Below are 13,147 nucleotides of genomic sequence, written 5' to 3'. Positions count from 1 at the left end.
TCGCGGACTTTATTATCAACATGCTTAACCGTCAATGACTTAAGTGTCTTATGCTGGCGGCGTGCGGGAGTACATCGGCTATCTGTTGCGGACCCTGTACGCCCGCCTGGCGTCCGACGGCTCCGGCCCCCGCGACTACGTGATCCTCGACACGCTGGCCGACCAGGCCGCCGGGTCGCAGCAGGAACTGGCCGAACGCCTGGGCATCAACCGGACGATCATGGTCAGGCTGATCGACCGCCTCTCGGAGGACGGCCTCGTCGTCCGCACCGTGAACCCCGCCAACCGGCGCTCCCACGTCATCTCCGTCACGCCCAAGGGCCGCGAGGCGCTCGAAGGGCTGCGCGCCACCACCGCCGCCCGCGACGACCGCCTCACCGCCCCGCTGACCCCCGCCGAACGCGACCGCTTCACCGAGCTGCTCGGCCGCCTGGCCGGCTCGGCCGGCAGCACCGAACACCTGATCTCCCGCGCCCACTTCGAACTGCGGCGGAGAGGCGACGCCCTGCTCGCCTCCACCGGCATGAAGATGCGCTTCGTCGGCCCCCTCATGACCATCGGCCGCCTCGGCCCCTGCCCCCAGCAGCAGCTCGCCGAGACGATGGGCTACACCGAGGCCGCCGCCGCCCAGGTCGTCGACGAACTCGCCGAAGCCGGCCTGGTGGCCCGCGGCCAAGACCCGCTCGACCGGCGGCGCTACGCCCTCGAACTCACCCCGCTCGGCATGGAGCGCCTCGAAACGGCCCAGACGTCGGCCGATACGCTGCAGGAAGAGGTGATCGCCGCCCTCGGGGGCCCCGCCGAGGGCGAGGAGTTCAGGGAGCTGCTCCGGAGGCTGGTGTGACCGACCGCAAGCCCGGCGGGATGGATTTCGAGACCTGGATCGACCGCCAGATCCGCGAAGCCGCCGCCCGCGGCGAATTCGACGACCTGCCCGGCACGGGCAAACCGCTGCCGCGCGGGCGCGACGACGAAATGGGCTGGATCAAACGCAAACTCGACGAAGAGGGCCTGGAGTTCCCGCTGCCCGGCGGGCTGGGCCTGCGCCGGGAAGCCGAGAAGGTCAGGGAGGCCGCCGCGGCGGCCCGGACCGAAGACCAGGCGAGAACCCTGGTCACCGAGATGAACGACCGCATCAGAGACGCGCTCCGCCACCCCATGGCCGGACCGCCCGTCGTCGTCCCCCTCATCGACGAGGACGACGTGATCGCCGCCTGGCGCGCGGCCCACCCGCCTGCGGTGTCCTTCGAGCCGCCGCCGCCGGTGACGCGTCCGTGGTGGCGGCGGCTACTCGACCGCTTCGCGGGTCGATGACCAGCGAGCGCTCCGCCTGAGGCGGCGGCTACTCGGCCGTCGGTCGTTGCATGCGCGGGTCGATGACCAGCGGGCGCTCCGTCCGCGGCGGCGGCTACTCGGCCGTCGGTCGTTGCATGCGCGGGTCGATGACCAGCGGGCGCTCCGTCCGCGGCGGCGGCTACTCGGCCGTCGGCCGCTGCGCGCGCGGGTCGATGACCAGCGTCGTCGAGCGCTCCGCCGCGACCTGTAGCGTGCGCAGCTGCAGCAGCGCCGGGTGCTCCTCCAGGAGCCGGGCCGTGTTCGCCAGCGACCGCAGCGCCGCCGCCTCCGCCCGCGCCTCCTCCAGCACCGCCTTGCCGCGCTCCCGCGCCACGACGGCGTCCATCGCCGCCCGGCGCAGCTCACCCGGCAGCATCAGATCACGCATGCGGAAATCGGCGACCTCGATGCCGAGGGCGGCCACCTCGGCGCGTACCGCGTCGACGTCGAGCACCGCCCGCTCGCCGATCAGCGACTCCAGATCGATCTGGCCGACCTTCGCGCGCAGCCCCTCCTGGAGCGCCGCGTAGAGGACCTGCACCGGCTTCGAAGCCCCGTTGGTGTACGCCACCGGGTCGCTCACCAGCCACGACGCCGTCGCCGACACCCGGACGGAAACGCCGTCGCGCGTCAGCACCTCCTGACCGGGGACCTGCATCAACTGCGGCCTGACGTCGACGGTGACGTGGGACGTGCGGCGAGCATTGAAGGTGTGCCGGCCCGGCCCGAGAAGCCGCTCGAACCGACCGTCGCGGAACGCCAGCACGCGCTCCCACTCCATGACCGTGATCTTCGCCATTTTCATCCGCCTTTGCCGGGGACGGCCCCCGGCGGGCCGTCACGGAGCCGAGGGCGGGGGCGACCCCGTCCGGAGACGGGAGCCCGCAGGGCCCAGGCGACCGCATCGAACACGACCCGCCGGAGGTCGCCGCAGGGAATCGAACCCAAGGTCTTGGCGACCTGCCAGAGAAGAAGATGCCGACGCGATGCGGGGAACACGACCCGGCGATACCCGGGGCGCCCCTGACCTGCCGGCACCACCATCAACGGTAGGGGTGGGATGGGCCGGTATGCGATGGGATTTCCGGGGGGAGTGGACGCGTTCACCCCTCCTTCCGGAATCCGCTATGCTGGCACAGCACTCAGACGGCAACGGCGAGTGCGGCGGGGCTATAGCGCAGCTGGTAGCGCACTTCCATGGCATGGAAGGGGTCTGGGGTTCGAATCCCCATAGCTCCACTCACTCGGAACGGCCCGTGGTCGACGCCCCTTCGGGGCGGCTTTCACGGGCCGTTCTCGTTTCCGTATACGGGGGGACGACCCCCCGAACCCTCCGATACGAGAGGGCTGTCGCCCCCTCGCGCTCCCCTGGCCGCTATCGCGTCCTGGCGTCGCATTCGCTCCGGGTCGCTGCGCTCCAGGCGAAGGGCTTCGCCCCTCGCGCTCCCTGACAGGGCCTCGCTTCGCTCGGGTCGAGCTCGCTTCGCTCGGTCGTCTTTTTAAAGGCAAGTTTTGATTGTGCGCTTTGAGTCGTTGGCGTTTGTGCGTTTTCTACCGGTTGCTGTCTCGGATGGTTCTGGTTGAGTGCTGGGTGTCGTTATGGCCGAAGGGGCACCTTATTCGAGCTGGCCTTGTGTGCTAGGTGCAGCGCCAGTCCCAATCGCTTCCGTGGGAATCGTAAACCTCAAGGATGACCTGGCTCTCGCCATCGACAGGGTCTTTGAAGGAAAGAGAGGTGGTCACTTCTCCCTCTGCTCGGTGGATTTTTGCCTGGCGGAAGTGGCGGTGAGATTCCTGCGGTGTCGAATAGGTTAGAAACGTAATTCTCACTGAGTACTCACATTGTTTTCCACTCTCCCCGCAGGTTCCCGGTCATTGTCGCGGTATTCGCCCTTTGGTTTAGGTGACGCACGCCCGGGTGGGAACGGGGTGGGCGATCACCCGTTCGTGCAGGGCGTCGAGACAGGTATTGTTGGACGGGAATCATGATCAAGGTGGACAGCCCGGCACCAGAACAGCCGCCGCCACGAATAAGGCACGTTTCATGACCTCGAACCATAACGGCGGCGGCGGCATTCGAGCCGCGGCTCTCACGGCGTGGAAGCTTTCGACGTTCCGAGGAGTGCTGCCTGGTGATTGCCTTCCGGGCTCTGGTCCTTTTCTGGACTTCTTACACCTGGGTGCGGCGCGGACGAGTGCGCCGGGTTGTTGCGGCTTGGCGGCTTCGCGAACGGTGGCTAGCTGACCCGCTTGGCCGGGGCTGAGAACGTCTTGCATGATCCGGGGGAGCGGGTCTTGAGCGCCCGCTTCGCCCAGTAGTTGGCGTTGTCGGCCTTGCCGTTGTTGAAGGCTGTCGCATGGTTCATGTTGACCAGCACCCACACCAAATCGTCTGAGGTGCGGTCTTCGGCGGTGTATCCGAGGGAATCCCAGACGCTGCTGAGGAAGGCTGCGGTGAAGCATGTGGTCTGCATCTCCAGGCGGAGGCGCAGGTCCTTCTTGCCGCGCTTCGATGATTTGTCGAAGATCTTTTGCGCGGCGGGACGGATTCCGGTGATCTCCTGGATGTGGTAGGCATAGGCGCGCGCGACGCTCAGCAGGAGGGTCGGCCGGTCGAGTTCGTCTTTCCGGGACTTCTTCGGCGACCAGATGTAGACCGTGTTGTTCGTCGTGCAGTACATGCCCATCGTCTCGTAGGTCGTGCCGGAAACTCCGCACGCTTTGACGCGGTCGCCGTCCTTGATGACGAGTTTGGGGCGTTTGAAGGGGATCTTCGCCTTGGCCAGTAAGGGCTGCCAGGCTTTTTCCAGGCAGGTCATGACGTTCTCGGCCTGTCGTTGCGCGGCCTCGAATTCGGCGAAGTAGGTCTCTTCGGTGCAGGTGACCGTGGGCAGGGCCCCGGCTTGGTAAAGCGGATTCTTGGTGAGAGCCGCCGGACCGGCCGGCGCCGAGGCCATTAGCGAGACGGCCGTCGCGACATTAAGGATCAAGGTCATGGTGGCGGATCTTAGCGATCAAGCATCCCGGCCACGAGATCGCGGGAGGAATGTCCTCGCCGATGTGGTGATCGGCTTACTGATGTGCGGATTCGACCGCCAGAGATACACGCTGCTCGGGCTTCGACGCTCTGGCCGGGGGCGAGCTTCGGGTGGGCCGCAAGGTCGCTGCGTCGATCGCGGCCGGCTCCGGAGCCCTCGTTAGAGCGAGCTTGTCGACGCGCCACCCTTGGCTCTGGATTCGATTCCGAGTCGCACGACACTGCGCATAGACGGGTGATGACTTTCATCTACGCGCAGTAAGAGCCCTCCGCTGCGCCGATCTTTCGATCTCGGCATCAGGCGGATCTGCTGGTCGCTTGGCCCGTCATCGGGAGAGTCTGTGCGAGCGTCGAACTCGGCGGCCTTCTGGTTGCTGGCGCCCTGCGCGCGTCCATGATCACGATTTCGGTGGTGTCAGAGCCCCGGCGTCGGGCGGGGTCGTGGTTGACCGGGCTCCCGCTCTTTGGCACACTCGTCGCCGTTCATCCCTCAGCCGCCCTTAGGCTGGCAGGACCAGGTTCTCTCGGTGCGTCTCTCCCGAGAGCTCTGCGTGATCAGGAACCAGGAGACCAGACATGGTGGTAGACGACGACATCTCCGGCTGAGACCGGACCCGATCGGCCGCTGGCAGGCGCGCATTTGCGCAGCCGCCGTGGCCATCTCGTCGTCCCCCTGTTTCCTGCCGGGCGCCCCTTCGTGTGCCCGGATCACCCATGAGGTTTCTCGCATGTCCGACGCGTTCGTCGTCTGTTCCAACCTGTCCTTCTCCTGGCCCGACGACACTCCGGTGTTCCAGGATCTCTCCTTCAGCGTCCCGGCCGGGCGGACCGGGCTCGTCGCGCCCAACGGTGCTGGGAAGAGCACGTTGCTCCGGCTGATCGCCGGGGAGCTCGCGCCGGCCGCCGGGTCGGTCACGGTCGGGGGAGTGCTGGGGTATCTGCCTCAGACGTTGCCGCTGGCCGGGGGGCTCACCGTCGCCGAGGTGCTCGGCATCGCTCCGGTCATCAGGGCGCTGGACGCCATCGAGTCCGGCGACGCCAGTGAAGAGCATTTCACCACGATCGGCAATGACTGGGACATCGAGGAGCGCACCCGGGCGCAGCTCGATCGGCTGGGGCTGGGTGACGTCTCCTTCGACCGGGCGCTGCACACGTTCAGCGGGGGGCAGGTCGTGTCCCTTGGGCTGGCCGCTCAGTTGCTGAAGCGGCCTGACGTGCTGCTGCTCGACGAGCCGACCAACAATCTCGATCTGGACGCCCGCCACCAGCTCTACGAGGTGCTCGAAGGGTGGGGCGGGTGCCTGCTGCTGGTCAGCCACGATCGGGCGCTGCTCGATCGGATGGACCGGATCGCCGAGTTGCACCAGGGCGATCTTCAGTTCTACGGCGGGAACTTCACCGCGTACGAGGAGGCCGTGAAGGTCGCGCGGGAGGTCGCCGAGAAGAACGTGCGCAACGCGGAGCAGGAGGTCAAGCGGGAGAAGCGGGAGTTGCAGCAGGCCCGCGAGCGGGCCGAGCGCAGGGCGAGCAACGCCTCGCGCAATCTCAAGAACGCGGGGCTGCCGAAGATCTTCGCCGGGACGATGAAGCGGAACGCGCAGGAGTCCGCCGGGAAGGCCAACGAGACGCACACCGCGCGGGTGAGCCAGGCCAAGGCGCGGCTCGACGAAGCCGGGCGGGCGCTGCGGGACGAGCAGAAGATCACGCTTGAGCTGCCGGGGACCAATGTTCCGGCCGGGCGCACGGTGTTCCTCGGCACGAACATGCAGGTCCACTACGGCGGGCGGGCCCTGTTCACCGGTGAGGGGGCCGACCTGACGATCCGGGGGCCGGAGCGCATCGCGCTGACCGGGCCCAACGGGGCCGGGAAGTCCACCCTGCTGCGGGTGATCAACGGTGAGCTCGACGGCGGGCAGACCCGGCGGGCCGACGGGCGGGTCGCCTACCTGTCGCAGCGGCTCGACCTGCTCGACCTCGATCGGACCGTGGCGGAGAACCTGGCCGCGTTCGCGCCCGGCATGCCGCAGGCGCAGCGTATGAACCTGCTCGCGCGCTTCCTGTTCCGGGGGAGCCGGATCCACCTGCCGGTCGGGGTGTTGTCGGGTGGTGAGCGGTTGCGGGCGACCCTTGCCTGCGTCCTGTACGCCGAACCCGCGCCCCAACTCCTCCTGCTCGACGAACCGACCAACAACCTCGACCTGGTCAGCGTCGCCCAGCTGGAGAGCGCGCTCACCGCCTACGAAGGGGCGTTCGTGGTGGTCAGCCACGACGAGCGGTTCCTCACCGAGATCGGGGTCGACCGCCGGTTGCGGCTGGCCGAAGGACGGCTGACGGAGCTGGGCACGGCCGCGCCGTAGCCCGTTTCTGCCAATCGCCGACCCCCTGAGGTGCCGCATGTCCTCTTTCCCCTTGCTCGCCCATGATCTCGTCCGCACCTTCGACGGCCGGCGGGTGCTCGACGGCGTCTCCCTCACCGCCGCGCCCGGTCACCGGATCGGGCTGATCGGGGAGAACGGCGCCGGGAAGTCCACCCTGCTCCGGCTGCTCGCCGGGGTGGACGAGCCCGACGCCGGCAGCGTCGTCCGCCCCGCCGACCTGGGGTTTCTGCACCAGCAGATGCCCTTCGACGCCGCGTCGACCGTCGGCGACGTACTCGACGACGCGCTGCGTGAGGCCCGCCGCACCCTCGCGGAGCTCGACCGGCTGGCCCGGGAGCTCGCCGACGTCCCGCCCGACTCGCCCGGGTACGGCGAGCTGCTCGGCCGGTACGGTGCGACGCTCGACCACGCCCAGGACCACGAGGTGTGGGACGCCGACCGGCGGGCCGGGATCGTGCTGGCCGGGCTCGGCCTCGGCGAGGTGCGGCCCGATCGGGCGCTCGGGGCGTTGTCGGGCGGGCAGCGGGGGCGGCTGGCGCTGGCCGCGCTGCTGGTGCGGCGGCCCACGGCGCTGCTGCTCGACGAGCCCACCAACCATCTCGACGACGCGGCGACCGCCTTCCTCGAAGAGCAGTTGCGCGGGCTGCCGGGGGTCGTCGTGCTGGCCAGTCACGATCGGGCGTTCCTGGACGCCGTCTGCACCGACCTGATCGACCTCGATCCCGCGGTGGGCGGGCCCGTCAGGTATGGCGGGAACTACAGCGCCTACCAGGCCGAGAAGCGGGCGGAGCTCCGGCGGTGGCAGCGGCGGTACGCCGAGGAGCAGGAGGAACTCGCCGAGCTGCGCCGCGCCGCGGCCGTCACCGCGCATCTCGTCGCGCCCGGCCGGGTGAAGCGCGACAACGAGAAGATGGGGTACGGCCACACCGCCGGCCGGGTGCAGAACCAGGTCTCCCGGCGGGTGCGCAGCGCCACGCGTCGGCTGGAGGAGCTGGAACGCGAGCAGGTGCCCGAACCGCCGGAGCCGCTGCGGTTCCGCGCCGCCGCGCTCGCCTCAGAATCGGCCGACGGGACGTTGGTGTCGCTGCGCGACGTGCGGGTGCCGGGCCGGCTCACGATCGGCCGCCTCGACGTGCCGGCCACGGTGCGGCTGCTGGTCACGGGGGCCAACGGAGCGGGTAAGTCGACCCTGCTCGCGGTGCTGGCCGGGCGGCTGGACGCCGCCGGTGAAGTGCGGCGGCGGGAGGGGCTGAGGGTGGGCCTGCTGGCTCAGGACACCGTCTTCGACCGGCCGGGTCGCACCGCACGCGAGACCTATGAACGTGCACTCGGAACCGAACGCGCGGAGGCGGTCCCGCTGGAGTCGCTCGGCCTGCTCGGGCCGCGTGATCTCGACCGTCGGGTGGGGGAGTTGTCGGTCGGCCAGTGCCGCCGGCTCGCCCTGGCGCTGCTCGTCGCCGACCCGCCCGAGCTGCTGCTGCTCGACGAGCCGACCAACCACCTGTCTCCCCGGCTCTGCGACGAACTGGAGGACGCCCTCGGCGCGGGGCCCGGCGCGATCGTGCTCGCCAGCCACGACCGCTGGCTGCGCACCCGCTGGCCGGGCGACGAAATCCGGGTGTGAAACGCCGGCCCGCCGATTGTCTCACCGGAGACGATGGGAACGGTCCTTTATAGACGTCGGCACGAGGTTTCCGGAGTGACCTGCGAAAACAGGAGAACAGGGTGACACGGCGGTGTCCCGACCGACACCGCCGCTACTGGTCGTCCTGAGGGGTCACGCGTAGAGGAAGTAGTAGCGGTAGCGGCCCTCCCACACGCACGAATAGTCGTTCCACCAGCCCTGGTTGACGCCGTGGGCGCCGATCCGCTCGCACTCGGACGACGTCTTGAAGACGCCGGAGAGCCGCGCGTCGGCCTGGGCTGGGGTGGCGCCGATCATCAAGGAGGCGCCGAGAACCACGACGGCCGAGACGAGAACTGCGCGTGCCTTTCGCATTCGTCCTCCTGGGAACGTGGAGATCATGACGGCGGACATTATCACTCACCGCCCGTTAGGAGAATTGTCACGCCTGAATCCGGGGGCGACCGGCCGTGAAACTTTCATGGAACGGCGCGTTGAAGTGGCCTTTGTTCGCGCGCATTCACCCTCGGTGAAACGGAAATTACTTTCCGGGGGGCTGTCCCATTCCGTACACGGCGGCCTTGAAGAGCCTTGCCGGTGCGTATCCGACGGCCCGTGCGGCGCACGCGTCTTCTGTGCTTCTTAACACCGGGTCGAGGGTGGTTGTCCGGTTTATGCCGCTCTGAAAAACGGGTTAAGAATTTTTTGACCATCCCGACTTATGTGTCATATCGTCGCCCCGCCCATATCGATGGAAGCCGCGGCCTTCGTGCAGGACGTCGCTGCCGGGGGAGCGGCGATCATCCGACCGACCGGAGTCGCACTATGCAAGTTCGAATACATATGGCCGCGGTCGTCGGCATGGCGCTGACCATGCTGGCCACACTCGGCGTGTCGGTGGCCCTGGCGCCGCCGGCGCACGCGCAGGTGATCTCCGACATCGCCTACGCGCCCGCACAGCCGGCCGGTAGCAGGGGGCATCTGCTGGATCTCCACCTGCCGTCCACGGGCATCACGCCCAGGCCGCTGCTCATCTGGCACAGCGGCTCGGCGTGGACGAGCGACGACAGCAAGCCCGGCGCGGCCGACATCGCCGCGATCTTCAACCCGCTGGGCTTCGCGGTGGCCGGGGTCAATGTCCGGTCCAGCGCGCAGGCGATCTTCCCGGCCCAGGTGCACGACATCAAGGCCGCCATCCGCTGGTTGCGCGCGAACGCCGCGACCTACCAGATCGACCCCAACCGCATCGCGATCGCGGGCGACTCGTCGGGCGCCTGGCTGACCCAGATGGCCGTCTTCTCGGGCGGCGTCGCGGCGCTGGAGGGCACGGTCGGCACGACCGGCGTCTCCAGCGCGGTCAACGTGGGGCTCGCCTTCTACAGCCCGACCGACTTCCTGCAGATGAACTCGCAGAACCTGCCGACCGGCGGCCTCGACCACAACTCGCCCGCCTCGCCGGAGTCGCTGCTGGTCGGCTGCCCGATCCAGACCTGCCCGGCCGCGGTGGCCGCCGCCAACCCGATGACCTACGTCGACTCGGCCGACCCGCCGCTGCTGTTCCTGCACGGCCAGGCCGACTTCCTGGTGCCGCACGGCCAGAGCGTGCTGCTGTTCAACCGGATCAAGGCGCAGTGCGGCAACGCCACCTTCATCTCGGTGCCCGCCGCCGACCACATGATGGTCCAGATCATGGACCCCGCGCAGTACGGCAACGAGACCGTCCGCACCACCGCCAACTGCGGTGAGACCGTGAGCACCGGCACGCTGAACCCCAGCTGGCCGAACTTCACGACCTGGATCCGCAGCGGCCTCAAGATGGGCAACGGCTGCGAGGTCACCTACTCCACCGGCACCTGGACCGGCGCCTTCAACGGCGGCGTGGTCATCAGGAACACCGGCGCGACCCCCGTCCAGAACTGGACCGTCACCTGGACGTGGTCGGGCAACCAGGCGATCACGAGTGCCTGGAACGCCACCGTGACCCAGACCGGCGCCGCGGTGACCGCGAAGGACGCCGGCCACAACTCCTACATCGGCCCCGGCTCCAGCCAGAGTTTCGGCTTCTCGGCCACCGCCACCGGGACGAACGCCATTCCGGCCCAGTTCAAGATGAACAACATCGTCTGCACGCGGGTGCCCTAGTCACGACCACCGCCGGGCCCGACCCAAAAGCGACGGCCCGGCACCGTTTGATTTCGCGTAAAGCACGCGGTGAGGTCGGCGACGCATTTCCGAAACTCAACACGTACTGTTGGGTTCGGCTAACGGAATGTCGCTGACCAGAAACATTGATTTATCCGACGGCGCGCCCCTAGTGTTGCCCCTGGCGGCCCGCCGGCCCATTTCCCGCCGTTTTCGTTGAACGGCCGAGGTGCTTGATATCCCGGGTCCGCGATTATTCGGACGCTTCCTTTCATGAGTTAGGGGACGTGTGCGTACACCCAACATGTTCGTCAGGAGCCTCGGCGTTCACGTGCCGGAAAGCGTGAGCGTCGAGCACGCGGTCCGCGAGGGCTGGTACCCGGCCGACGAGGCCGAGAAGTTCCGGCAGATCGGCGCCGCGGTGGCCGGTGACATGCCGGCCCCCGAGATGGCGCGGCTCGCGGTCCTGGACGCCTACGAGCGCTACGGCGAGTCGTCCCCGAAGGAACTCGACCTGCTGCTCTACCCGTCGGTGTGGCACCAGGGCCCGAACGGCTGGCAGCCGCAGCACTACCTGCAGAAGCACCTGCTCGGCGGCCCGGTGCCGGCGTTCGAGATCCGCAGCGGCTGCGTCGGCATGATCAGCTCGCTCGAACTCGCGGCGAGCTACCTGATGGCCCTGCCGGAACGGCAGACGGCCATGGTCGTCTCCTCCGACAACCACGGCACCCCGCTGGTCGACCGCTGGCGGATGACGCCCGGCGCGCTGATCGGCGACGCCGCCGCCGCGCTGCTGCTCGGCAAGGACCGCGGCATGGCCCAGCTCCTGTCGGTGAACGCCACCGTGATCCCCGAGGCCGACGCGGTCAACGACGGCGCCTACCCGCTCTTCCCCCCGGACGCCACCATCGGCATCGGGCTGAGCTTCGGCGACCGGCACGAGGAGTTCCGCCAGCGGCTGCTCAAGAAGCAGGGCACCGGCATCCACCTGACCATCCAGAAGACGATGATGCAGCAGGTCGAGCAGACCCTCGACGAAGCTGGCATCGGCCTGTCGGACATCACGAAGGTGGCGCTGCCGCACGGCCGCCGCGAGGACCTCGACGGCCAGATGTCCTGGCTCGGCATCGACGAGGACCAGACCACCTGGGACTACGGCCGCCGCGTCGGCCACTGCGGCGCCGTCGACCAGTTCATCGCCTTCGAGCACCTGCTCGCGACCGGCGGCCTCAAGCCCGGCGACCACCTGCTCATGGTCGGCTTCGGCTCCGGCACGTCATGCGCCGCCGCCGTGTTCAAGGTCATCGAGGAAGGACCGCGCACATGACCGAGCTCAACCGGAGACTGGTCGACTTCATCCAGGAGAACCTGGTCCAGGAGGGCGACGACCTCGTCGTCGACGAGACCACCCCGCTCCTCACGTCGGGCCTGCTCGACTCGCTGCGCACCGCGCGGCTGCTGAACTTCCTGCGCAAGGACGTCGGCGTCCCGATCCCCGCCGCCAAGCTCGACTCCGAGAACTTCCAGGACGTCGTGACCATCGCGGCCATGGTCAGAGAGCTCGAAACCGTCTGATGCGCTACCCGGACACGTACATCGGCGGAGTGGGCGCCTTCGTCCCGCGGACCGTCGTCAGCGTCGAGAAGGCCGTGGCCAAGGGCTGGTATCCGGCCGAAGAGGCCGAGCTGCACAACCTCGCCGGGACGGTGGTGGCCGGTGACGTGCCGGCGCCCGAGATGGCGCTGCACGCCGCGCGGAGCGCGCTGAAGCGCAGCGGGCGCGCGCCCGCCGACCTCGACCTCCTCCTGTACGCCTCCACCTGGCACCAGGGCCCCGACGGCTGGCCGCCGCACTCCTACCTGCAGCGTCAGCTCGTCGGCGGGGACGTGCTGGCGACCGAGATCCGGCAGGGCTGCAACGGGATGTTCCTCGCCCTGGAGCTGGCGGCCGGTCACCTGGCCGTCCCCGGGCGGCGGGCCGCGCTGCTCGTCGCCGCCGACAACTACGGCACCCCGCTGATGGACCGCTGGCGCATGGGCCCCGGGTACATCGGCGGCGACGCCGCCAGCGCGCTCGTGCTCACCCGGGAGCCGGGCTTCGCCCAGCTGACGTCGGTCTGCACGACGACGGTGACCGAGGCCGAGGAGCTGCACCGGGGCAGCGAGCCGCTGTTCCCGCCGGGCGTCACCGTCGGCCGCAAGATGAGCTTCGCCGCCAGGAACGAGCAGTTCCGCCAGCAGGTCCTGCCCAAGGGCGAGGCCACCGCGGCCTTGTTCAAGATCCAGCGGGCGCTCATGGAGGTCGTCGAGCGCGCCCTGGACGAGAGCGGGATCAAGCCCGCCGACCTCACCCGGGTGGCGTTCATGAACTACTCGGAAGAGATCGTCGAGCAGCGCTGCATGACCATGCTCGACCTGCCGATGGCCCGTTCCACCTGGGACTACGGCCGCACCATCGGCCACTGCGGGGCCAGCGACCAGGTCCTGTCCCTCGACCACCTGCTGCTGACGGGCCAGCTGGGGCCCGGCGACCACCTGCTGATGCTCGGGACCGGTCCCGGAGTGACCGTCTCCAGCGCCGTGATCAAGATCGTCGACACTCCTCCGTGGGTTTGAACCGAAGGGAACAACG

Annotated in this window: 11 protein-coding genes and 1 tRNA gene; 9 read left to right on the top strand and 3 right to left on the bottom strand. The window is 68.8% G+C overall.

Annotation, left to right across the window (positions count from 1 at the left end; translation table 11 throughout):
- The first annotated feature begins 61 nt into the window (after positions 1–61).
- Together AW274_RS06060 and AW274_RS06055 are read left to right on the top strand one after the other, a co-directional pair.
- Complete coding sequence (locus tag AW274_RS06060) at positions 62–844, top strand: MarR family winged helix-turn-helix transcriptional regulator (protein ID WP_198169027.1); 783 nt, start codon at positions 62–64, stop codon at positions 842–844.
- A complete protein-coding gene (locus AW274_RS06055; RefSeq protein WP_062430009.1) occupies positions 841–1,314 on the top strand; it encodes a DnaJ family domain-containing protein in 474 nt (157 codons plus the stop codon). Before AW274_RS06060 ends, AW274_RS06055 begins: the two co-directional genes overlap by 4 nt.
- Before the next feature lie 160 nt (positions 1,315–1,474).
- Here the strand turns inward: AW274_RS06055 and AW274_RS06050 are convergent, their stop codons facing one another.
- Positions 1,475–2,134: a slipin family protein gene (locus AW274_RS06050; RefSeq protein WP_062430008.1), complete on the bottom strand. Its 660-nt coding sequence runs from the start codon at positions 2,132–2,134 to the stop codon at positions 1,475–1,477.
- A 367-nt stretch (positions 2,135–2,501) separates the two neighbouring features.
- On the opposite strand from AW274_RS06050, the gene AW274_RS06045 reads away from it, so the two are divergent.
- Positions 2,502–2,574, top strand: a tRNA-Ala gene (locus AW274_RS06045).
- Positions 2,575–3,572: 998 nt separating this feature from the next.
- Here the strand turns inward: AW274_RS06045 and AW274_RS06040 are convergent.
- Positions 3,573–4,331: a neutral zinc metallopeptidase gene (locus AW274_RS06040; protein ID WP_083973852.1), complete on the bottom strand. Its 759-nt coding sequence runs from the start codon at positions 4,329–4,331 to the stop codon at positions 3,573–3,575.
- A 769-nt stretch (positions 4,332–5,100) separates the two neighbouring features.
- Between AW274_RS06040 and abc-f the strand changes: the two genes are divergently transcribed.
- A complete protein-coding gene (gene abc-f, locus AW274_RS06035; protein WP_062430006.1) occupies positions 5,101–6,729 on the top strand; it encodes a ribosomal protection-like ABC-F family protein in 1,629 nt (542 codons plus the stop codon).
- Positions 6,730–6,766: 37 nt separating this feature from the next.
- Positions 6,767–8,374 (top strand): ABC-F family ATP-binding cassette domain-containing protein, encoded by a 1,608-nt coding sequence (locus AW274_RS06030; protein WP_062430005.1) that lies wholly within the window; start codon positions 6,767–6,769, stop codon positions 8,372–8,374.
- 153 nt (positions 8,375–8,527) lie between these two features.
- Here the strand turns inward: AW274_RS06030 and AW274_RS06025 are convergent, their stop codons facing one another.
- The gene (locus AW274_RS06025) at positions 8,528–8,749 is read right to left on the bottom strand and encodes a hypothetical protein (RefSeq protein WP_062430004.1); all 222 of its coding nucleotides are present in this window, start codon (positions 8,747–8,749) and stop codon (positions 8,528–8,530) included.
- A 468-nt stretch (positions 8,750–9,217) separates the two neighbouring features.
- On the opposite strand from AW274_RS06025, the gene AW274_RS06020 reads away from it, so the two are divergent.
- The 4 genes from AW274_RS06020 (at position 9,218) to AW274_RS06005 (ending at position 13,131) form a co-directional block, all read left to right on the top strand.
- Positions 9,218–10,516: a cellulose binding domain-containing protein gene (locus tag AW274_RS06020; RefSeq protein WP_062430003.1), complete on the top strand. Its 1,299-nt coding sequence runs from the start codon at positions 9,218–9,220 to the stop codon at positions 10,514–10,516.
- A gap of 331 nt (positions 10,517–10,847) precedes the next feature.
- Positions 10,848–11,843 carry a ketoacyl-ACP synthase III family protein gene (locus tag AW274_RS06015; protein WP_232319992.1) on the top strand — a complete coding sequence of 332 codons (996 nt, stop codon included), beginning with the start codon at positions 10,848–10,850 and terminating at the stop codon, positions 11,841–11,843.
- Positions 11,840–12,091: a phosphopantetheine-binding protein gene (locus AW274_RS06010; RefSeq protein ID WP_062430001.1), complete on the top strand. Its 252-nt coding sequence runs from the start codon at positions 11,840–11,842 to the stop codon at positions 12,089–12,091. The genes AW274_RS06015 and AW274_RS06010 overlap by 4 nt, the downstream gene beginning before the upstream one ends.
- Positions 12,091–13,131 (top strand): ketoacyl-ACP synthase III family protein, encoded by a 1,041-nt coding sequence (locus AW274_RS06005; RefSeq protein ID WP_062430000.1) that lies wholly within the window; start codon positions 12,091–12,093, stop codon positions 13,129–13,131. The genes AW274_RS06010 and AW274_RS06005 overlap by 1 nt, the downstream gene beginning before the upstream one ends.
- Positions 13,132–13,147: the final 16 nt, after the last annotated feature.

The sequence above is a fragment of the Herbidospora daliensis genome (assembly GCF_001570585.1).
Lineage (GTDB): Bacteria > Actinomycetota > Actinomycetes > Streptosporangiales > Streptosporangiaceae > Herbidospora > Herbidospora daliensis.
Note: the sequence above shows the minus strand (reverse complement) of the source record. Positions and strands in the feature narration are given on the sequence as shown.

What these genes read in the sequence shown, in the direction of transcription:
- AW274_RS06040 (WP_083973852.1), bottom strand. Translation starts at nt 4,331, where the DNA reads ATGACCTTGATCCTTAATGTCGCGACGGCCGTCTCGCTAATGGCCTCG.
- AW274_RS06030 (WP_062430005.1), top strand. Translation starts at nt 6,767, where the DNA reads ATGTCCTCTTTCCCCTTGCTCGCCCATGATCTCGTCCGCACCTTCGAC.
- AW274_RS06020 (WP_062430003.1), top strand. Translation starts at nt 9,218, where the DNA reads ATGGCCGCGGTCGTCGGCATGGCGCTGACCATGCTGGCCACACTCGGC.
- abc-f (WP_062430006.1), top strand. Translation starts at nt 5,101, where the DNA reads ATGTCCGACGCGTTCGTCGTCTGTTCCAACCTGTCCTTCTCCTGGCCC.
- AW274_RS06005 (WP_062430000.1), top strand. Translation starts at nt 12,091, where the DNA reads ATGCGCTACCCGGACACGTACATCGGCGGAGTGGGCGCCTTCGTCCCG.
- AW274_RS06010 (WP_062430001.1), top strand. Translation starts at nt 11,840, where the DNA reads ATGACCGAGCTCAACCGGAGACTGGTCGACTTCATCCAGGAGAACCTG.
- AW274_RS06025 (WP_062430004.1), bottom strand. Translation starts at nt 8,749, where the DNA reads ATGCGAAAGGCACGCGCAGTTCTCGTCTCGGCCGTCGTGGTTCTCGGC.
- AW274_RS06050 (WP_062430008.1), bottom strand. Translation starts at nt 2,134, where the DNA reads ATGGCGAAGATCACGGTCATGGAGTGGGAGCGCGTGCTGGCGTTCCGC.